Below are 16763 nucleotides of genomic sequence, written 5' to 3' on the forward strand. Positions count from 1 at the left end.
CCAAATTCAAACTTCACTGAGGCGTTTTATTGCCTCGATGAGCCTCCCGAGCTCCCCGAAATCGAGGAGCTCCCCCTCAAGGGGCACCAGAACCCTGAACTTTGACGTATCAAAACTCCGAAGGAATGGCGAAACTATCTCCCGCGTAACGTCGTTCCCGTAGGCCCAGGGGCTGAAGGCAGGGAGGACTATCAGCCCTTCCCCCTTGAGGAAGACGGGCACCTTGACGCTCGCCCCGACCTCGTCCCTCAGCCTTATCGCGGGGTGCTCGTGGCCTATTATGAAGCGCTCGCCCTCCTCGAGCCTGTGTCCGTGGACGAGCTTCCAGCGGCCGAGTTCAAGCGACTCAACAACTTCGACGCCGAGCTCCCTAAGCCAGGAGAGGCCAACGTCGTGGTTCCCCCTGACGAGGATTACCTCACCTACATAGCCCTCCACCCTCTCGAAGAAAGCCTTGAGCTCCTCCCTTTCCCTCCACTCGGGGATAAAGGAGTGTTTGAGGTCGCCGTCGATGACGAGCCTCTTGGGCCTCTCCCTCTCCAGGATCGCAGCAAGCGACGACGTCATCCTCTCGAAGAGGCTGGGGACGTAGTTCCCCTCCCTGGCCATCGCCCCTTCGAACCCTATGTGGAGGTCGGCCACTACGAGCGATCCCCTCAGGAGGAGGGCCTTCTCGGGCAGGAACTTCATGGGCATGGAGAAAAGTAGGAGGGGAGGTTAAAAACTTCACTCGAGAACCAGCTCTACCCAATTCTCCCTTCCGAGCTTGTAGACCCTGACGAGTCCCCTCTCCTCGAGCCTCTTGAACATCCTCCAGGCGGTGGTCTTTGGCAGGCCGAGCGCTTCCCTGACCTTCGACTGCGGCGCCTTTCCCCCGTTCTCGAGCAGGAAGAGCAGGGCACCCCTCTCATCGTCGTTCAGGCCTTCCATTGCATTTATCTTCTCCCTGAACCTCTCGAGCGACTCCGGACTTTCGCTCCGGGTTTCAGGGGTTTTCTTTTTCCCAAGGACCAGGTAGGCCGCGCCCCCTATCACGAGGAGCGCCAGGAGAAGGCCAATCCACTTGGCCGAGCCAGAACCCCCGGCCCCACCCGAGGACGTCGTTGATGAAGAACCAGGGGAGCTCGTCGAGCTGGTGGTTGGACTGCCCGTTTGGGAGGTGGTGGACGTCGAGGGAGTGAGGGAACCTCCACCGCTGGAGGTGGTCGTGGTGGTCTCGCCCTGGGAGGTAGTGGTTGTGATCTCGGTCGACGATGTCGTGGATCCAGTTGTCGTCGTGACCTCTATCGGGATGAGGTAGGAGACGCTGACGTTTCCCGCGGGCATTAGGAAACTGCTCCCCCTGATCTCAAGGGGAATATCGCTGAGATCGACTACCACTGCGTCCGGAGGGAGGTTTATCTCAACGGGAACCGGGCTCTCCAGGGAGATCGTCCATATGGCGCCGTCCTTCGAAGTGAGGTCTGGGGTGTAGTAGGAGAGGTGGATCAGGGTGGCGTTCCCGAAGTATACCGTTACGTTGCCGCCGTTGACCTCCGCCGGGAGGAGATTTCCGTTCTCATCGAGGGCAACCAGGCCCTCGGCGTGCTGGCCGAGCAGCGGAACGTCCAGTGAAACGCTGTAGTTCGCCGTTACTATAGTCTCGTTGACCAGCACGTAGCCGTCCTCGTAGACCGTTAAAGAGATCGAGGCCAGAGACTGAGCCCCCACCGGAACACCCACGAGAATTAGGGACAAAACCAGTAACAGAGTGACCGCAAGGCTTCGTTTCACGCTCCACACCCCCAACTAACGTAAGCCAGAATCGTTAAAAAGGTATCTGGAAAGGGAAAAAGAAGGTCTCAGGGCCTGTGGCCCCTTCCCCTGCCGCCGTGAACGGGCCAGTAGATGGTGTTCTTCTTCTTGACCCACCTGAGGTGGAAAGCGCTCATAACGAGCCTGGGCACAGAGTCCCTCATGAGGTGGAGGGCCTCGAGGTACTTGCCCTCCCTGACGAGCTCGTTGACCTGGGCCCTGAGCTGGGCCAGCTGGGCGGTTATGTTCTCCACGGCACTCTCGTTGATCCAGGGTACGCGCTTGAGCCTCTGCAGTGCCATTATCTGAACCTCAAGCTTCCTATCCAGGATCCTGGCAATCTTGCCGGCGTTCTTTACCGCGAGTTTGAGCTCGAGGTTCCTCAGCTCCAAGTCCAGCTTCATCTTGAGCTCCCTGGCCCTCGGGAGGTCCTCCCTCAGGGCGGTGGTGTTGTTGGACATGACGTCGATTATGACCCTCCTGTAGGCCTCCCTGGTCTCGTTGTAAAGCTCCGTGAGGTTTGTAACGTCGATACCGTTGACCTGGGCGGCCCCGATCACAAGTTCAACGTGCCTGAAGTAGCCGTTCATCCTCAGGGCCTCAACCTTCGCCATGACGAGCTCCCTGACCTCATGCCTCTCCCCGACCTTCAGCTCAAGTATCACTTCCCTGTAGGCCCTCATAGCAAGTATGGCCGTTTTGAGGGACTCCTTGTAGCTTCCGTTCTCGTAGAGGGCCTTCGCCCGCTCGGTCAGGTTAAGGGCCCTTTCGTAGAGCAGGATAACGTCCTCACTCACGTTCTCGGTGTCGTTGATCAGGCTTGCGGTGTAGTTCTGGAGCCTCTCAAGGTTCCTCAGCATCACCTCTGCGGCCATTCTGGTGGCGTTCTCGCTGACGTTAAAGTTCACGGTCACGTTGGCAGAGTCCTGGGGCGCCGTTGAGCTCGTACCCCCCGCCGCGCTCACCGTGTAAACCGGCACAAGTGAAATTAGGAGGATCGCCATCACCAGCATCGCCTTTATGCCCTTCATCCTCCATCACCACTACCTGTTAATGCACGACTATATATGAGGGATTCGGGGAAATTCTCCCCAAGAAAACGTTTCAAACCGTTCCATTAAGCTTGCCAAGGGTTTAGGTCTTCCCGGAGACCAAAAAGAAAGTTTAAAGGACAAAAGAACCGGAATAAGGCTATATTGGCGGTTTTCTCACAGAAGGCCTCCATCCGGGAAGCCGCAAAAAGTTCATAAAGACCGGCTCCTAAGGGGAGTGAAAAGGGGGACGGTGAAAGAGATGCCCGGAGGAATGGGCTGGGGACGGGGAAGGGGAAGGAGGAGAAAGATGCGCATGATAGGTCTCATCCCGCAGGTCAAGCACTTCTATCCCGCCCTCCCCCCGATGGTTCCCCCCAAACCGCCGATCTTCATGACCTACGAGGAGTTTGAAGCTTTAAGGCTTGTTGACCACGAGGGCCTAACCCAGGAGGAAGCCGGAAAGAGAATGGGCGTTTCGAGGGGCACAGTCTGGAGGGCCCTCAGCTCGGCCAGGAAGAAGGTAGCCCAGATGCTCGTGGAGGGGAGGGAGCTTATAATCCTTCCCCAGGGAAACGAGGCGCCGAAGATGGAAATAGAAGGGGAGTGATCAGCCGATTATCTCCTCGGCTATTCTCTCGGCTATCTCCTTCAAAGCTTTGGCTGCCTTTGAATCCGGGAAGGCCTCAACAACGGGCTTTAGAAGGCTCATGCTCTTTGGAATGGCCCCGTCGTAAGGCACCTCTCCGAGTATCGGGATTCCCTCGCTCTCTGCCCACTCCCTAAGAGCTGTAAAGCCCGGGTTCAGGTCGGCCTTGTTGACTATCAGGTAAGCCGGCTCCCTGAAGTGCTGGACGACCTTGTAAGCGCGCTGAACGTCGCTGAGGGAGGCGGGCGTTGGTTCTGCTATCAGTATGGCAACGTCCGCTCCACCGAGGCTCGCTATGACCTGACACCCGATTCCAGCGGCGGAATCAACGATCATGTGCTCGAGGTTGAGCTCCTCCATCACCTTCTTCGCCCACTCCTTCTCCTCCGTGACGAGCTTTCCGCTTTCAGGCCTGCCAACGTCGAGCTGGGCAGATATGATCGGGAAGCCGTACTTGGTGGTGGCCTTTCTTATAACTCCAGAGCGAACCTCCTCGAGGGTTATTGTTCCGGCAACCGGGCAGACCAATCCACAGACGTTGCAGCCCTCGCAGGTGAGCTCGTTCACCACGTAGTTTCCTTCGTCGTCGATGTAGATGCAGCCGTAGGGGCAGCGCTCCATACAGATGCCGCACCTTATGCAGCTATCGGTGTTTATCCTAGCTACCTTCGCGCCTATGTGCTCCCTCTCTTCCTCCCACCCGGTGACCCCGAGGAGTAGACCGAGGTTCGGCGCTTCCGCGTCGGCATCGACCGCGATGAGCTTATAGCGATCCTTCAGGAAGTAGAGGAGTGAAGCCGTTATTGTGCTCTTTCCAACGCCACCCTTACCGCTCGCTATCGCTATCTGCATCACTCACCACCCCCGAGGAACTTGAGAACCTTCTCAGCTAGCCCCTCAAAGATCTCCGCCTCGGGATAATCGCTCAGGACTATCGGCTTCCCCTCCACGTAACTCCTCACGATGTTCTCGCTGTAGGGGATCTCTGCAACCACCTCGGCGCCGTACTTTTTGGCTAACTCGTAAACCCTCTCCTTCTCGCCGAGGTCGGCCCTGTTGATGACCACCCACGTGGGTATTTCCATGAGCTTTCCGAGCTCGAGGATGAGCTCGGTGTCGTGTATGCCGAGGGGTGTTGGCTCGGTAACCGCTATCAGGAGATCCGAAAACTCAATGGCCTTTGAAACCGTGTTTCCTGTTCCTGCGGCAGTGTCAACTAGGAACAGACCGTCAGTTCTCTCGTGTATCTCAAGTGCCCTCCTCTTGGCGGCAACTACCAGCGGCATCGACCTCTCCTCCCCCTCCCTCAGCTTCCCGGTTACGAGGGTGAAGCCGTGGGGCGTCTCCGTCACGTAGGTGTGGCCTACCGTCCTCCAGCCCTCAAGGATGGCCCCCGGAACCGGGCAGACTATCTCGCAGGCCCTGCAGCCAGAGCAGAGTGTCGGCATGAGGAAAGGCGTTCCGTCGCGCATTGTTATAATTGCGTGCTCCTCGCAGACCTCGGCACACTTCCGGCACTTGGTGCACTTCGAGTAGTCAAAGCGCGGCATGAACTGGTTCACCGGCTCCTCGTTGGCCAGCTCGACCCCGAGGAGAAGGTGGTCGTTCGGTGCTTCAACGTCCAGATCGGCCATTGTGAGATTAGCTCCCAGTTTTTTGAGCGCTACCGCAAGGTTAACCGCTACCGTAGACTTTCCGGTCCCTCCCTTTCCACCGCTCACGGCTATCTGCAAGCTCTCACCTCCGGAGTTAGGGGAGCCGAATTCCTTTTAAGGTTTGTGCATAAGCACAGAAGTTTAATGCCCAGTGAAATGGGAATGAGGGAGAAAGAGAACTTCAAGGCTTTTCCCTGCTCTTCAGTTTCCTCATGTAAAAGCGCTTTCCGTTGTACTCCAGCTCTATGAGCTTCTCCTCGCTTAAAAGCCTCTCAACGACGCCCCAGTCGGCGTTTGCCTTTCTGAGGAACTCCTCCACCGCGTCTTCCCTCATCGGGTGGACAGAGGTTATGCTCAATAAATCCTCCTCGACGTTGCCGGTGAAGGCGAAGGCGTTGCCCTCGTAGCCTATCAGGTACTCAACGCGCCCCCCACCGAGCCTCTCGACAAAGGTCTGGAAGGCGCGGTTTATCGTCTCTTCACTCGCGGGCTTAACCCAAGTTTCAGCAGGTGGTCTGGTTGGGATAGCTATGTACACCACATCGGGCTTGAGCTCCGCTAAAAAGTCCGCTATCCTCTCGAACTCGTCGCCGTAGTCTATTCCATCAACCAGCATCGTCTCGGTGACGAGCTTTCCGTCAAAGTATGCTCTGAACTCAAGCATTCCTTCGAGGATTCTCTCAAGGCTCAGGCTCTTGTGGGGCCTGTCTATTCTCCTCCAGAGGTTTTCGCTGACCGCGTCGACCTTTAGCGAGACGAAATCGAGCTTTAGCAAGTCATTCCTCACGTCCTCGCGCCAGATGAGTGAGGCGTTTGTGAGGGCCGCTAGTTTTATGCCAAGCTCCTTAAGAAGGTCTATCTCCCTCCCGAGGTTGATGTCCAGGGTTGGTTCACCATCGGGGACGAAGGTAATGTAGTCTATTCTCTCGCCCCTCTCCTCGGCTTCCTCGACCTTTTCCCTGACCTCCCCAAAGATCAGCTCCGGCTCATAAAAGGGCCTCCTCTCGACCTCCATCCTCAGCGTTCTGCCGATCTGGCAGTAAACACAAGCATAGGTGCAGACCTTGTCGGGAATATTGTTGACGCCGAGGCTCTTCCCGAGCCTACGCGATGGGACCGGTCCGAAGGCTATCATACCACCACCGGAATTAGGTCAGCCTAAAAGCGTATAAACGTTTCCTGCCCAAAGGTGATAAGGGGAAAAGCCCATCCAGGGGTGGGGTGTCGATGCCCAAGGTGGAACCATTCGAGAAGCACCGCGAACGGTACGAGGGCTGGTTTGAAAGGCACGAATATGCCTACCTTTCCGAGCTTGAGGCTGTGAGGAGGCTTTTACCAAAGGAAGGGAGAGGGGCGGAGATAGGTGTTGGGACCGGTCGCTTTGCGGCACCGCTCGGGATAAAGCTCGGCGTCGAGCCTTCCAAAGCGATGGCAGAAATAGCGAGGAAGAGAGGCATAGATGTCATCGAAGGCGTTGCGGAAAACCTTCCCTTCCCCAATGAGAGCCTAGACTACCTCCTTATGGTTACAACCATTTGCTTCGTCGACGACCCTGATGAGGCTCTAAGAGAAGCCTACCGCGTCCTCAAACCGGGAGGGGCGTTGGTAATAGGCTTCGTCGACAGGAACAGCCCAATAGGTAGATACTACGAGGAACACAAAGAGGAGAGCGTTTTTTACAGGGACGCGAGATTCTTCTCGACGGAAGAACTCCTGGAGCTTCTCAAAAAGGCCAGCTTCAGGGAGTTCGAGGTTGTTCAAACCCTCTTCCATCGGCTCGACGAGATAAAGGAAGTCGAACCCGTTAAGCCCGGCTACGGCGAGGGGAGCTTCGTGGTGATAAAGGCCGTGAAGTGATGCCAATGTTGCTATCGAAGATAAAGAAAAAGGCTTTAAAACTGGCCGACGGCCTTGAGCTGGTGGATTTCAGCTTTGCCTTACCTTACACGTGGGTTTTGGTTAGGGGGCCTGAAAGAAAGGCACTCGGTGTTGCAATGACCCTTCCCGAGGAAATCCAGCGTTACAGGAACTCTATAAATGAGCCTTCACTCAATGCCTTCATCGAGAGGGCCGACAGCCTGAACGTCATAGAGAGAACCTTAGGACTGGCCGCCATTAACGCTGTCTCGCAGTATCACATAGACCTGAGCGACGCTGAATTTGCCGACGTGCTTGAACTCCTGCCTGAAAACGTCGGTAAGATTGCCCTAATAGGCAACATGCCACCCCTCGTGAGGGAACTTCGCAATAAGGGCCACGAGATATATGTCTTCGAGAGGAACGCGAAGCTCTGGGACAAAGATACCTACAGTGACGCTCTGGAATACCACCTCCTCCCCGAGATGGAGGCAGTGATAGCGAGCGCAAGTTGCTTGGTAAACGGAACTATTGATATGCTCCTCAATAGGGCGAAGAAGGCTGAGCTCTTCATCCTTACAGGCCCAACGGGCCAGCTTTTGCCCGAGTTCCTAAGGGGGACGCGCGTTACTCACCTGGCCTCGATGAAGGTGATCGATTTTGAGAAAGCCCTCCTCGGGCTGAAGCTTGGAAGTTTCAGGGGCTTCGAAGAGGGGAACAGGAAGTACGTGGTGAGGGTTGAATGAAACTCACAATCCTCAACGACAACACCCCAGCAAAGGGTCTCATCAACGACTGGGGCTGGAGCGTTCTTGTTGAAGGAACCTACCGCTTCCTCTTCGATGCCGACACGAGGGGGGAGGTCCTGGCCCATAACTCGAGGGTTTTAGGCCTTTCTCTGAAAAACCCTGACTTCGCGGTTTTAAGCCACTGGCACTACGACCACTACGGCGGTTTTCCCCTAATTGCCAGCCTTAACCCTGGTTTGAGACTCTACGCTCCTCCCGGCGGAAGGATAGAAGGACTGAGCGTTTTTGAAGTTATTAGCCCTGGAGAAATTGCCGAGGGGATATGGACTTCAGGCGCTTTGGAAGGTTTTGAGCACGCCGTTGGCGTTGAAACTCCTTCCGGCTTAGTCGTCATCGTCGGCTGTTCCCACCCGGGTGTTGACAGGCTTACTAATGCCATACTCGAAGTTTCGGGCCATGAAAAAGCCCATCTCGTTATCGGCGGCTTCCACTATCCATCGCGGAGAACCCTCGATAGGTTAGCTGAGATTGCCGAGTTCATAGCCCCAGCGCACTGCTCCGGCGATGAGGCGAAGGCCTACGTGAGGAGAAGGTATCCTGAAAAGTTCGTGGAAGTGAGAACCGGAACCATCATCGAGGTGTGATTCCGAGGAACTCAGCCAGCAACTTAAAAAACGCTGTCTTTCGCCCGTTTGGCGTTATAAAGCGGTGAAGAACGAGTTCCTCCCTGATTCCATCGTTTCTTAACTCCTTCGGAAGCTCATTGAAGCCTTTGACCTTCGTTAGGGCCACAACCACCTCCCAACCACCAGGAAAAAGCGAGTTAAAATAGCTTTCCAGCCACTTCTCGTCAATAGAGCGCACGAGGAGTTCCCCCTCGCGAGAGAGCCTGTAGTATGTATGGTGCTTGTGAACCTCGAAGGCCTTCTTAAACCTCGCCCTGCTCCGCTTTATCGCGCTTCCCGAGCCCCTTTCGATGAGACCGGCCTCCATAAGGCCGGTTATCGCACCCTCGATGAGGGGAAGCGGTAACTCGCTCATCTTACCCATCATCTTGGCGTAGTCGACGCCGGCCTTTTTGAGGTGGGCCAAAACGTAGAGGTGAACCGGAAGGAGTTCAAGGCCTCGGAACGAAGCGGGGCGTTCTTTCAGCGTATCTTCGCCACCCATCGCCGAACCTCCTTTCGAGGGCTTTCTCCTCCTCACCTATAAACCTCACCACCGCGAGCCAGTAGATGGCCGGAAGGAGAAGCATGAAGCCGCCGATAACGAGCGAAAAGCCCGGAAGTATTAGAAAGCCCCAGACCGAGTATATCGGGTGCCTGACCCTGGAGTAGCAGCCCTTAGTTAAAAGCATTCCCCTAGCATAAGCTCTCGAAACCTGTAGGTAGCAGAGGAGCCAGAGGACCAGACCGGCCGCGAGGAGAAAAATGCCCAAAGCCGGAAAAGAGCCGCTAAGCTCGAATCGGGAGTCCAGGTAAAATGCAAGGAGGACATAAGGACCGGCGGCTAGGGCTACCTTCGGCTCTATGCCCCAGAACCTCATGCTCACTCCTCGACGATCGGCTTTTCGATGGCTCTCTTCTTCTCCTCGACCTGCTCCCAGAGGTCGTCGAAGTTCTCGACAACCCTCTGGAGGGCGAGCTTTAGCTCTCTGGTCCTGGTGAAGAATGCCACCTTGTTGGTCTTGTCCCTGATTCTCAAAAAGTTCGGCCCCATCCTGAAGGCCGCTAAAACGTCAACGTCCAAAAGCTGGCTCACAACGGCCTTGAACTTCCTCGGGTCGCCGTGGCCCTCGTCCTCTTCCTCCTCGAAGTCTTTCGCTTTATTATGTCTCTTTTCGAGGAGCTTAACGCTTCCATCGTCGCAGACCTCGTAGATCGCGAAGAACTCCGAGTCGCCGTAGTGGGCGTCTATGAGGTGTTCATCGTCCTCCATTCCGAAAGCAACCTTGAGGCATCTCCCGCTCATGAGCATCACCACCGAGAACTTCAGGGGTTGGCTTATAAGTGTTAGGGCCACCGAAAAGTTTAAATGGTGTGCATATGCACAAAATATCGGAGGTGATGTGAATGAGGATCGCGGTACCCACCAACGGTGGAGGACTTAACGACACGGTTGCGGCGGTTTTCGCCCGCGCGCCCGCGTTCTACATCGCGGATATAGACGAGAACGGCAACGTTATCAATGAAAAGGTCATCCAGAACGGAGCGGCCATGGCCGGCGGCGGAGCCGGTCCGATGGCGGTTCAGACACTCATCAACGAAGGCGTTGAGGCGATAATAGCCCCGCAGGTCGGCCCGAACGCCCTTGGAGCCGTACAGGCCGCTGGCATAAGGCTCTACCAGGTCGCCCCGGGAACTCCAGTTGAGGAGGCCATAAAGGCCGTCACAAGTGGGAGCGTCGGACAGTTCACGGCACCGGCCGCGCCAGTTGCTCCAGCGACTCCCTTCCCGGCTTACGGCCCGTACCCGACTACGCCGACCTACCCGGCATACCCGGCCTACGGCTACGGCTTCGGTTGGGGCAGAGGATGGGGCCGCGGTGGCGGCTGGGGAAGAGGACGCGGATTTGGACGCGGATGGGGCAGAGGCGGCAGAGGTTGGGGAGCCCGGCTCGGCTACTGTCCGTGGACCGGCCAGCCGAGCAGGAGAACACTCCGCTGGCTCTACGGCTGGTGGTGAGCTTTCCTTTTTGACCTTTAGGAGGTCAAAAAATGCCGAGGGGAATGGGAAGGGGCTACGGCAGGGGTTTCAGGGGAAACTACCCCGGGTACAGGTTCTCACCGTTCTGGGGGCTCTACGGGCTACTAGACCTAGTGTTTCTCCTCCTGATCCTTTACGTACTCTTCAAGCTATTCCTGGTTGCTGCTGGCTACGTGGTGGCCCTAGTTGTGCTGTTCCTGCTCTGGGGCTTTCTCAGGCCCTATCGGAGGCCTTTCTGGCCAATATAAGCCGCACTATCCCGCGGTAGTACGTTTCCTCTTTTTTCACTTCAAAGAAACCCCGAACAAGCTTATGCGTTTCCCTCAGCGTGTCGTCGTCTAGGAGGGGCTTCAGAAGGGCTTTCATAGGCAGGAGGAAGAGGTAGTCCACGAATTTATCATAGCTCCTCGTGTGCTCGAGAAAAATCGCCCTTCCACCGGGCTTTAGAACCCGCCTTATCTCTCCCATCGCCTTCTCAGGATCAGGGACTGTGCAGAAAACGAAGGAAGAGATGACCGCGTCGAAGTAGTTATCCGGGAAGGGCAACCTTTCGACTTCAGCGAGCCTGAACTCCACGTGAAGACCAAGCTCCCCAGCCCTCTTCTTCGCGATTTCGAGCATGTTTCTAGAGCCATCGACGGCGTAGAGCTCAACACCTGGTGGGTAGTACCTTAGGGTTTTCCCCGTTCCAATACCTACTTCGAGCGTTCTTCCCCGGGCGAGAGATACGGCCCTCTCGCGGAGGGGGTTGAAGAACCTGTCCAGCGGCCTCTCAAGGAGCTCGTAAAAGTTGGCTATCCTGTCGTACTTCTCCCGATACACAAAAATCACCGGGAGGGGGCTCACATGCCCCCGCTGACGGCAAGCTCTATTATCTTCCTTATCTCGACCAGGAACTCCATTGGGATGTCCTTGAGCATCGGCTCCAGGAAGCCCTTGACTATGAGCTGTGTGGCCTTCTCCTCGTCGAGTCCCCTCGACATGAGGTAGAACAGCTCCTCCTCGCGTATCTTGCCTATTGCAGCCTCGTGGCTCAGCTCTGCGTCGTCAACCTTGCTGACAAGTCCCGGATACGTTTCCATTACCGCCTTGTCGCTCATGAGCAGGGCGTCACAGCTTATGTGGCCCTTGGTCTTCGGTGCCTCGGCCGTTATTACTCCGCGCGTTATGACCTTGCTCTCGTCCATTATGACTGCCTTGCTCGCGTTTATACCTGAGGCCCCCCTTCCCTGAAGGAACATCCTGCCTCCGAGGTCAATGTAGTAGTCCTTCTGACCGAGGAGAATCCCGTTCAGCTCGACGTAGCCGCTCTCGTCGACCCAGTAGCGTGGGTCGCCGATGTTGCTCTTTCCAGAGCCGAGAGTAACGGTGGTGTTGATGAAGCGCGCGTTCTTTCCTATCTTAGCCCTCGTCATTGGTCTGGTGTGGACGTATTCCGGCCAGTTCTGTAAAACCGTGAGCTGGCCCCTGGCGTTCTCGTGGAAATATGCCTCTGTCATGTCAAGGTGGAGCGAGTGTTTTAGAAGGACTGGCGAGGTACAGCCTTCTATAAGGTGGAACTCAGTGTTCTTCTCGGCTATTATGATTATGTGCGGTGCCTGGGCTAAAGCGCTCTCCTGGATGAGGAAGAACAGGTGGAGCGGGAACGGCACCTTGAGGCCCTCTTTGACGTAGAGGAAGATTCCCCCGTTCCACACCGCCGTGTGGTATGCTGTCAGCTTGCTCTCATCAACGCGGAAGAGCTTGAGGAAGTGTTGTTTCACGATATCCGGGTATTTCTTGACGGCCTCCTCCATCGGGAGGACTATAAGACCCTTCTTGGCCCAGTCCTTGAGAAACTGGTTGTATATGACACCGGTATCGGTCTGGACGGCCAGTCCTGCCAGATACTTCTGCTCGACCTCGTCTATGCCGAGTCTATCTAGGAGGGCCTTCATCTCCGGCGGAAGGTCGTCAAGGCTCTCGATTTTCTCAGGAATTCCTACAACCTCCGGCTTGGCTATGAACTGGAGGAGCTGCTCCTCGCTTATTATCGGGTCGTTGTGGGGAGCCTTTTCAAAGGCTTCCAAGCCCTTGTACCTTATTCTCGTCATCCATTCCGGCTCTTTGTTCCTCTTCGCGAGTTCTTCAATCTGGTTCTCAATTATGGCCTTGGCATCGCTCATGGTAATAGTTTCGGTCATGCTCCCACCTCCTCGAATATCTTGGCGAATCCTTCCCTGTCAATCCTGTCCACGAGCTCTCCAGAGCCTGTCTTCACTATCCTGCCGTCCTTCATGACGTGGACCGTAAGCTTATCCCTGTCGAGGTGGCCGAGGATCCTGCCGTAGTGGGTGATGAGGAGTATTGCCGTTCCCCTTTTGTGAAGCTCCTCTATCTTCCTGCTGATGATGCTGAGCGAGTCCACGTCAACGCCGCTGTCAGGCTCGTCGAGGATGAGGAGCTTCGGCTCGATGAGCAGAGCCTGGAGGAGTTCGAGCCTCTTCCTCTCACCACCGGAGAAGCCGACGTTGACGTAGCGGTGCAGATCCTCCTCCCTGAACCACAGCTCCTTTGCCTTCTCGACAATCAGGTCGTAGGCCTTGACCGGGTCCATGCCCTTGAGCTCCACCAGAACCTGCTGGAGGAACTCGATTATCTTCACCCCCTCGACCTCCGGCGGAACCTGGAATGCCAGGAGGATCCCCTTCTTGGCCCTCTCGTCCGGACCGAGTTCATGGATGTCTTCACCGTCAAAGGCTATCCTGCCGTCAGTAACGCTGTACTTTGGATGTCCAGCTATGGTTAACGCAAGGGTGGACTTTCCGGAGCCGTTAGGGCCCATTATAACGTGGAACTCGCCAGGTTTGACCTCAAGGTCAACACCCTTCAGTATCTCCTTGTCCTCGACTGAAACGTGAAGGTTCTCAACTTTGAGCATTAGCTCACCTCCATGGGTAGCGTTTATGGGACGTTTTTTAAGCATTTTGGAACAAGTGTGTGTAATGAGCATATGCACAAGCCTTTTAACTTAGGCTTTCCTAATTCGAGTGGAGGTGGTGTGAGTGAGGATTATCGTGTCAACGGTGAACGGAGGGCTTGACGACAGGGTTAACCCTGCCTTCGGGAGGACCCCGACCTTTACGATTGTTGATGTCGAGAACGGGGAGATAGTAAACGTCCACGTGATCCCAAACCCCGGCTACTCCCAGCCGAGGGGTGCTGGCGTTACCGCGGCCCAGTTCGCCATAGATCAGGGAGCGGAGGTCGTCATAGCAGGCCAGTTCGGGCCAAACTCCTCCGGCGTTCTTCAGGCCGCCGGAATAAGGATGGCTTCCGCGCCTGCAAACATGACGGTTAGAGAGGCCGTTGAGGCCTTCTTGAGGGGAGAGCTCTCCGGCCCGATCATGGGTCCAGAGGGTGGAGGTATGGGAGGTTACGGCCGCGGTGGAGGTATGGGCAGAAGAATGGGCCGCGGTGGCGGCTGGGGACGGGGAGGCTGGTGAGCTTTCATTCTTTTTAGGTGGTCGAGATGAAGCTCACCGTCCTTTTTGAGAACCACGCAGGCTACAGAAAGGGCCTCCTCGGCTACCACGGTTTCTCCGCGCTGGTGGAGCACAACGGGAAGAAGGTTCTGGTCGATACGGGAACCGACGGCGAGGTTCTCCTCAGGAATATGGAGGCCCTTGGGGTTTCTCCAGGAGAAATAGACGCGCTCTTCATAACCCACGGCCACTACGACCACACCGGTGGAATGAAGGCCTTTCTCGAAGTTAGGGGCAGGGAAATTGACGTCTACGCTCATCCGGGCATCTTCCGGAGGAGGGTCGCGCTTAAGCCGAAGCTCAGGGAGATAGGGATTCCGTTCACAAAGGAGGAGCTCGAAGGCCTTGGTGCGGCTTTTCACTTGAGCCCGAAACCGGCGGAGTTTTTACCTGGCTTCATCAGCTCGGGCGAGATAGGGAGAACCCACTGGGACAGGGCAGTCGGCTATTTAGTGGAGAACGGTGAATATATCAAAGACCCGGTAAAAGATGACATGGCCCTCATCGTGGATCTGGGGGAGGAGGTTGCCGTGATAACCGGCTGCGGCCACAGCGGGATCATCAACATAGCGGAACATGCCATAAAGCTCACCGGAAAGCCGATAAGGGCCCTCGTCGGCGGCTTCCACCTCAGGGGCGCGAGTCAGGCGATGCTCGAGAAGGCCATTGCTAAGTTAAAGGCCCTCGGGGTGAAGAAGCTCTACGCAGGCCACTGCACCGGGATTGACGAGTACGCGTATTTGAAGACGGGCTTTGGAGAAGTCGAGCCACTGCACGTGGGAAAGGCGATAGAACTCTGAACTAGACGGCCCCCTCCTTCTCAAGCTCCCTTATCAGCAGGGCGACGTTGCATATGCCCTCGAGGACGCTTCCAAAGCTTGGAGTTTCACCGAACTGGGCAAAGAGGGAACCAAAGGAGGGATGCCACGCATCGACCTGCTCCCGGCCCTTCGCGGTGATTATATAGACCACCCAGCCCTTCTCCTTGAGTATTTCAACCAGCTTCCAGGCGTCCGTCATGTCGCCCTCGTCCCTTATCTCGACCCCGTACTCCTCCTTAACCCTTCTGAAGAGCTCCTCCATAGGCATCCCAACCGCCCTAGGAACCGGGCCTTATAAACCCTCCCGCCCAAAAGGTATTTCTAGCGGTTGGGAGAAACCCGTATGGTGGTCGCCGTGATCGGGATAGACCTCTCCGGGAAGCTGGCCTTTACGACCGCCTCTAGCAAGGGTATAGGCTTCGGAGTGGCGAGGGTTCTTGCAAAGGCTGGGGCAGATGTGATACTCCTCTCGCGGAGCGAGGAGAACTTGAGGAGGGCGAGGGAGAAGATAAAGGCCGAGAGCGACGTGGAAGTTAGTTACATCGTCGCCGACCTGACGAAGCGCGAAGACCTTGAGAGAACTGTGAAGGAGCTCGAAAACATCGGCGAACCTGAGGTATTTTTCTTCTCCACCGGCGGGCCAAAGCCCGGCTACTTCATGGAGATGGACATAGCCGACTGGGAGGGTGCCGTTAGGTTACTCCTTTACCCTGCGGTTTACCTGACCAAGGCCCTCGTTCCGGCGATGGAGAAGAAGAACTTTGGAAGGATAGTCTACTCCACCAGCGTCGCCATAAAGGAGCCGATACCAAACATAGCCCTCAGCAACGTCGTCAGGATTTCGATGGCAGGCCTCGTCAGAACACTCGCCAAAGAACTCGGGCCGAAGGGGATAACCGTTAACGGGATAATGCCGGGCATAATAAGAACTGACAGGATGATACAGCTCGCTCAGGACCGGGCAAAGAGGGAAGGGAAGACAGTTGAGGAGGCCCTTGCCGATTACGCGAAGCCGATACCCCTCGGAAGGCTCGGCGAGCCGGAGGAGATAGGCTACCTCGTGGCATTCCTAGCGAGCGAGCTTGGAAGCTATATAAACGGTGCGATGATTCCAGTCGACGGCGGAAGGCTGAACTCGGTGTTCTGACCTGTTTTTGTTTTATCTAAAACCCCAGAAAGGGAGAGAATTCAAAGGCAGCCCCATATCATTTTGATGGCAACAGCGACGAGGAGAAAGGCGAAGACCCTCCTCACGAGTGAGGGATCAACCCGGTGAACCGTTGTGGCCCCAAGCCTCGCCCCGACGATGAGACCCGGTGCCAACAGAAGGGCCATGTGAAGGTCGACCTGGCCCAGACGGTAGTGCTCGGATAGGCCAGCCAGAGCCGTGAAGAACAGGGAGAGGCTGGACGTCCCCACGGAGTACCTCATTGGGATCCCGACGAAGGTATGGAAGAGGGGAACGTTCAGGACGCCACCGCTTATGCCGAGCAACCCACTCGTCAGGCCGGCCAGGACGCCGACGATGGGGATTCTGGAATACCTCAGCTCCCCCGCATCCTTCTCCCGGCATTTCCCCCTTTCCCGGAGGAGAGTGTAGGAAAGGTAGAGGAGCAATCCTGAAAAGGTTAACCTGAGATAGAGTTCGGGGGCGAGGGAGGACATGTAGGCCCCAACCACGGCAAAGGGTATCGAAAAGACCTCCTTGATCAAAACCACCTTGAAAAGGACGGCCCCCTTTTTGAGATGGGTGTACGCTGCTGCTAAAGCGCTGATCGTGATGCAGGCCAAACTCGTTCCTATGGCCAGGTGTATCGGCTCCCCGAGGAGGACTAAGGTCGGAACTATGAGGAAGCCGCCCCCGACGCCGAGCAAACCCGCGATGAAGCCTATGCCAAGGCCTATGAGGAAGTCGAGGAGGTAGGAAATCATGGAGTGCAGTTGGAGAAGGACTCTTAAAAAATTGACGAAAATCTTT

23 protein-coding genes are annotated in these 16763 nt (G+C 56.2%); 9 read left to right on the forward strand and 14 right to left on the reverse strand.

Translation table 11 applies throughout. The features are described 5' to 3' along the window. Nucleotides 1-6 precede the first annotated feature (6 nt). From ACZ5AM_RS10400 to ACZ5AM_RS10410, 3 genes are all read right to left on the reverse strand, one after another. Nucleotides 7-696: a metallophosphoesterase gene (locus ACZ5AM_RS10400; protein ID WP_464914869.1), complete on the reverse strand. Its 690-nt coding sequence runs from the start codon at nt 694-696 to the stop codon at nt 7-9. Between the two features lie 30 nt (nt 697-726). Further along, nucleotides 727-1710 carry a helix-turn-helix transcriptional regulator gene (locus ACZ5AM_RS10405; protein ID WP_464914870.1) on the reverse strand — a complete coding sequence of 328 codons (984 nt, stop codon included), beginning with the start codon at nt 1708-1710 and terminating at the stop codon, nt 727-729. Nucleotides 1711-1841: 131 nt separating this feature from the next. Beyond that, the gene (locus ACZ5AM_RS10410) at nt 1842-2825 is read right to left on the reverse strand and encodes a hypothetical protein (RefSeq protein WP_464914871.1); all 984 of its coding nucleotides are present in this window, start codon (nt 2823-2825) and stop codon (nt 1842-1844) included. A 262-nt stretch (nt 2826-3087) separates the two neighbouring features. Here ACZ5AM_RS10410 and ACZ5AM_RS10415 point away from each other — a divergent pair, with 262 nt between their 5' ends. After that, complete coding sequence (locus ACZ5AM_RS10415) at nt 3088-3435, forward strand: DUF134 domain-containing protein (protein WP_464916145.1); 348 nt, start codon at nt 3088-3090, stop codon at nt 3433-3435. On the opposite strand, the gene ACZ5AM_RS10420 is transcribed toward ACZ5AM_RS10415, so the two are convergent. From ACZ5AM_RS10420 to ACZ5AM_RS10430, 3 genes are all read right to left on the reverse strand, one after another. After that, nucleotides 3436-4326 (reverse strand): nucleotide-binding protein, encoded by an 891-nt coding sequence (locus tag ACZ5AM_RS10420; RefSeq protein ID WP_464914872.1) that lies wholly within the window; start codon nt 4324-4326, stop codon nt 3436-3438. It abuts the gene before it with no gap. Further along, nucleotides 4326-5207, reverse strand: a complete 882-nt coding sequence (locus ACZ5AM_RS10425; RefSeq protein WP_464914873.1) for a P-loop NTPase — start codon at nt 5205-5207, stop codon at nt 4326-4328. The genes ACZ5AM_RS10420 and ACZ5AM_RS10425 overlap by 1 nt, the downstream gene beginning before the upstream one ends. Before the next feature lie 103 nt (nt 5208-5310). Continuing rightward, nucleotides 5311-6264 (reverse strand): radical SAM protein, encoded by a 954-nt coding sequence (locus tag ACZ5AM_RS10430; RefSeq protein ID WP_464914874.1) that lies wholly within the window; start codon nt 6262-6264, stop codon nt 5311-5313. Nucleotides 6265-6356: 92 nt separating this feature from the next. Between ACZ5AM_RS10430 and ACZ5AM_RS10435 the strand changes: the two genes are divergently transcribed. From ACZ5AM_RS10435 to ACZ5AM_RS10445, 3 genes are read left to right on the forward strand one after another with little or no spacing between them, the layout of a single operon-like run. Further along, nucleotides 6357-6986 (forward strand): class I SAM-dependent methyltransferase, encoded by a 630-nt coding sequence (locus ACZ5AM_RS10435; protein WP_464914875.1) that lies wholly within the window; start codon nt 6357-6359, stop codon nt 6984-6986. A 5-nt stretch (nt 6987-6991) separates the two neighbouring features. Further along, the gene (locus ACZ5AM_RS10440; protein WP_464916146.1) at nt 6992-7732 is read left to right on the forward strand and encodes a Rossmann-like domain-containing protein; all 741 of its coding nucleotides are present in this window, start codon (nt 6992-6994) and stop codon (nt 7730-7732) included. Beyond that, a complete protein-coding gene (locus ACZ5AM_RS10445) occupies nt 7729-8379 on the forward strand; it encodes an MBL fold metallo-hydrolase (protein ID WP_464914876.1) in 651 nt (216 codons plus the stop codon). Before ACZ5AM_RS10440 ends, ACZ5AM_RS10445 begins: the two co-directional genes overlap by 4 nt. Here the strand turns inward: ACZ5AM_RS10445 and ACZ5AM_RS10450 are convergent. The 3 genes from ACZ5AM_RS10450 to ACZ5AM_RS10460 are packed head-to-tail and all read right to left on the reverse strand — an operon-like array spanning nt 8366 to nt 9712. After that, nucleotides 8366-8905, reverse strand: coding sequence for a DUF2250 domain-containing protein (locus ACZ5AM_RS10450; protein ID WP_464914877.1), 540 nt, complete (start codon nt 8903-8905; stop codon nt 8366-8368). The two genes, ACZ5AM_RS10445 and ACZ5AM_RS10450, sit on opposite strands and share 14 nt — an antisense overlap. After that, the gene (locus ACZ5AM_RS10455) at nt 8853-9281 is read right to left on the reverse strand and encodes a methyltransferase family protein (RefSeq protein WP_464914878.1); all 429 of its coding nucleotides are present in this window, start codon (nt 9279-9281) and stop codon (nt 8853-8855) included. The genes ACZ5AM_RS10450 and ACZ5AM_RS10455 overlap by 53 nt, the downstream gene beginning before the upstream one ends. A 2-nt stretch (nt 9282-9283) precedes the next feature. Continuing rightward, complete coding sequence (locus tag ACZ5AM_RS10460; RefSeq protein WP_464916147.1) at nt 9284-9712, reverse strand: NifB/NifX family molybdenum-iron cluster-binding protein; 429 nt, start codon at nt 9710-9712, stop codon at nt 9284-9286. Nucleotides 9713-9807: 95 nt separating this feature from the next. On the opposite strand from ACZ5AM_RS10460, the gene ACZ5AM_RS10465 reads away from it, so the two are divergent. Then, nucleotides 9808-10419 carry a NifB/NifX family molybdenum-iron cluster-binding protein gene (locus ACZ5AM_RS10465; protein ID WP_464914879.1) on the forward strand — a complete coding sequence of 204 codons (612 nt, stop codon included), beginning with the start codon at nt 9808-9810 and terminating at the stop codon, nt 10417-10419. 32 nt (nt 10420-10451) lie between these two features. Beyond that, the gene (locus tag ACZ5AM_RS10470; protein WP_464914880.1) at nt 10452-10688 is read left to right on the forward strand and encodes a hypothetical protein; all 237 of its coding nucleotides are present in this window, start codon (nt 10452-10454) and stop codon (nt 10686-10688) included. On the opposite strand, the gene ACZ5AM_RS10475 is transcribed toward ACZ5AM_RS10470, so the two are convergent. The 3 genes from ACZ5AM_RS10475 to sufC are packed head-to-tail and all read right to left on the reverse strand — an operon-like array spanning nt 10654 to nt 13360. Further along, nucleotides 10654-11262, reverse strand: a complete 609-nt coding sequence (locus ACZ5AM_RS10475) for a class I SAM-dependent methyltransferase (RefSeq protein WP_464914881.1) — start codon at nt 11260-11262, stop codon at nt 10654-10656. The genes ACZ5AM_RS10470 and ACZ5AM_RS10475 overlap by 35 nt on opposite strands. Nucleotides 11263-11282: 20 nt before the next feature. Next, nucleotides 11283-12623 (reverse strand): SUF-like minimal system protein SmsB, encoded by a 1341-nt coding sequence (gene smsB, locus ACZ5AM_RS10480; protein ID WP_464914882.1) that lies wholly within the window; start codon nt 12621-12623, stop codon nt 11283-11285. Beyond that, the gene (gene sufC, locus ACZ5AM_RS10485; RefSeq protein ID WP_464914883.1) at nt 12620-13360 is read right to left on the reverse strand and encodes a Fe-S cluster assembly ATPase SufC; all 741 of its coding nucleotides are present in this window, start codon (nt 13358-13360) and stop codon (nt 12620-12622) included. The genes smsB and sufC overlap by 4 nt, the downstream gene beginning before the upstream one ends. A 124-nt stretch (nt 13361-13484) precedes the next feature. Between sufC and ACZ5AM_RS10490 the strand changes: the two genes are divergently transcribed. Continuing rightward, the gene (locus ACZ5AM_RS10490) at nt 13485-13925 is read left to right on the forward strand and encodes a NifB/NifX family molybdenum-iron cluster-binding protein (RefSeq protein ID WP_464914884.1); all 441 of its coding nucleotides are present in this window, start codon (nt 13485-13487) and stop codon (nt 13923-13925) included. Nucleotides 13926-13951: 26 nt separating this feature from the next. Further along, the gene (locus ACZ5AM_RS10495; protein ID WP_464914885.1) at nt 13952-14764 is read left to right on the forward strand and encodes an MBL fold metallo-hydrolase; all 813 of its coding nucleotides are present in this window, start codon (nt 13952-13954) and stop codon (nt 14762-14764) included. Between the two features lies 1 nt (nt 14765). Here ACZ5AM_RS10495 and ACZ5AM_RS10500 read toward each other — a convergent pair whose 3' ends face one another. Further along, the gene (locus ACZ5AM_RS10500; protein ID WP_464914886.1) at nt 14766-15053 is read right to left on the reverse strand and encodes a hypothetical protein; all 288 of its coding nucleotides are present in this window, start codon (nt 15051-15053) and stop codon (nt 14766-14768) included. An 87-nt stretch (nt 15054-15140) separates the two neighbouring features. Between ACZ5AM_RS10500 and ACZ5AM_RS10505 the strand changes: the two genes are divergently transcribed. Beyond that, nucleotides 15141-15932 carry an SDR family oxidoreductase gene (locus ACZ5AM_RS10505; protein ID WP_464916148.1) on the forward strand — a complete coding sequence of 264 codons (792 nt, stop codon included), beginning with the start codon at nt 15141-15143 and terminating at the stop codon, nt 15930-15932. 41 nt (nt 15933-15973) lie between these two features. Here the strand turns inward: ACZ5AM_RS10505 and ACZ5AM_RS10510 are convergent, their stop codons facing one another. Beyond that, nucleotides 15974-16717 carry a sulfite exporter TauE/SafE family protein gene (locus ACZ5AM_RS10510; protein WP_464914887.1) on the reverse strand — a complete coding sequence of 248 codons (744 nt, stop codon included), beginning with the start codon at nt 16715-16717 and terminating at the stop codon, nt 15974-15976. Nucleotides 16718-16763: the final 46 nt, after the last annotated feature.

Source organism: Thermococcus fumicolans (assembly GCF_055386755.1).

Coding starts and splice junctions, on each gene's coding strand:
- ACZ5AM_RS10445 (WP_464914876.1), top strand. CDS start 7,729: ATGAAACTCACAATCCTCAACGACAACACCCCAGCAAAGGGTCTCATC.
- ACZ5AM_RS10510 (WP_464914887.1), bottom strand. CDS start 16,717: ATGATTTCCTACCTCCTCGACTTCCTCATAGGCCTTGGCATAGGCTTC.
- ACZ5AM_RS10470 (WP_464914880.1), top strand. CDS start 10,452: ATGCCGAGGGGAATGGGAAGGGGCTACGGCAGGGGTTTCAGGGGAAAC.
- ACZ5AM_RS10455 (WP_464914878.1), bottom strand. CDS start 9,281: ATGAGGTTCTGGGGCATAGAGCCGAAGGTAGCCCTAGCCGCCGGTCCT.
- ACZ5AM_RS10415 (WP_464916145.1), top strand. CDS start 3,088: ATGCCCGGAGGAATGGGCTGGGGACGGGGAAGGGGAAGGAGGAGAAAG.
- ACZ5AM_RS10430 (WP_464914874.1), bottom strand. CDS start 6,264: ATGATAGCCTTCGGACCGGTCCCATCGCGTAGGCTCGGGAAGAGCCTC.
- ACZ5AM_RS10435 (WP_464914875.1), top strand. CDS start 6,357: ATGCCCAAGGTGGAACCATTCGAGAAGCACCGCGAACGGTACGAGGGC.
- ACZ5AM_RS10495 (WP_464914885.1), top strand. CDS start 13,952: ATGAAGCTCACCGTCCTTTTTGAGAACCACGCAGGCTACAGAAAGGGC.
- ACZ5AM_RS10410 (WP_464914871.1), bottom strand. CDS start 2,825: ATGAAGGGCATAAAGGCGATGCTGGTGATGGCGATCCTCCTAATTTCA.
- ACZ5AM_RS10460 (WP_464916147.1), bottom strand. CDS start 9,712: ATGCTCATGAGCGGGAGATGCCTCAAGGTTGCTTTCGGAATGGAGGAC.
- ACZ5AM_RS10500 (WP_464914886.1), bottom strand. CDS start 15,053: ATGCCTATGGAGGAGCTCTTCAGAAGGGTTAAGGAGGAGTACGGGGTC.
- ACZ5AM_RS10465 (WP_464914879.1), top strand. CDS start 9,808: ATGAGGATCGCGGTACCCACCAACGGTGGAGGACTTAACGACACGGTT.
- smsB (WP_464914882.1), bottom strand. CDS start 12,623: ATGACCGAAACTATTACCATGAGCGATGCCAAGGCCATAATTGAGAAC.
- ACZ5AM_RS10420 (WP_464914872.1), bottom strand. CDS start 4,326: ATGCAGATAGCGATAGCGAGCGGTAAGGGTGGCGTTGGAAAGAGCACA.
- ACZ5AM_RS10400 (WP_464914869.1), bottom strand. CDS start 696: ATGCCCATGAAGTTCCTGCCCGAGAAGGCCCTCCTCCTGAGGGGATCG.
- ACZ5AM_RS10450 (WP_464914877.1), bottom strand. CDS start 8,905: ATGGGTGGCGAAGATACGCTGAAAGAACGCCCCGCTTCGTTCCGAGGC.
- sufC (WP_464914883.1), bottom strand. CDS start 13,360: ATGCTCAAAGTTGAGAACCTTCACGTTTCAGTCGAGGACAAGGAGATA.
- ACZ5AM_RS10440 (WP_464916146.1), top strand. CDS start 6,992: ATGTTGCTATCGAAGATAAAGAAAAAGGCTTTAAAACTGGCCGACGGC.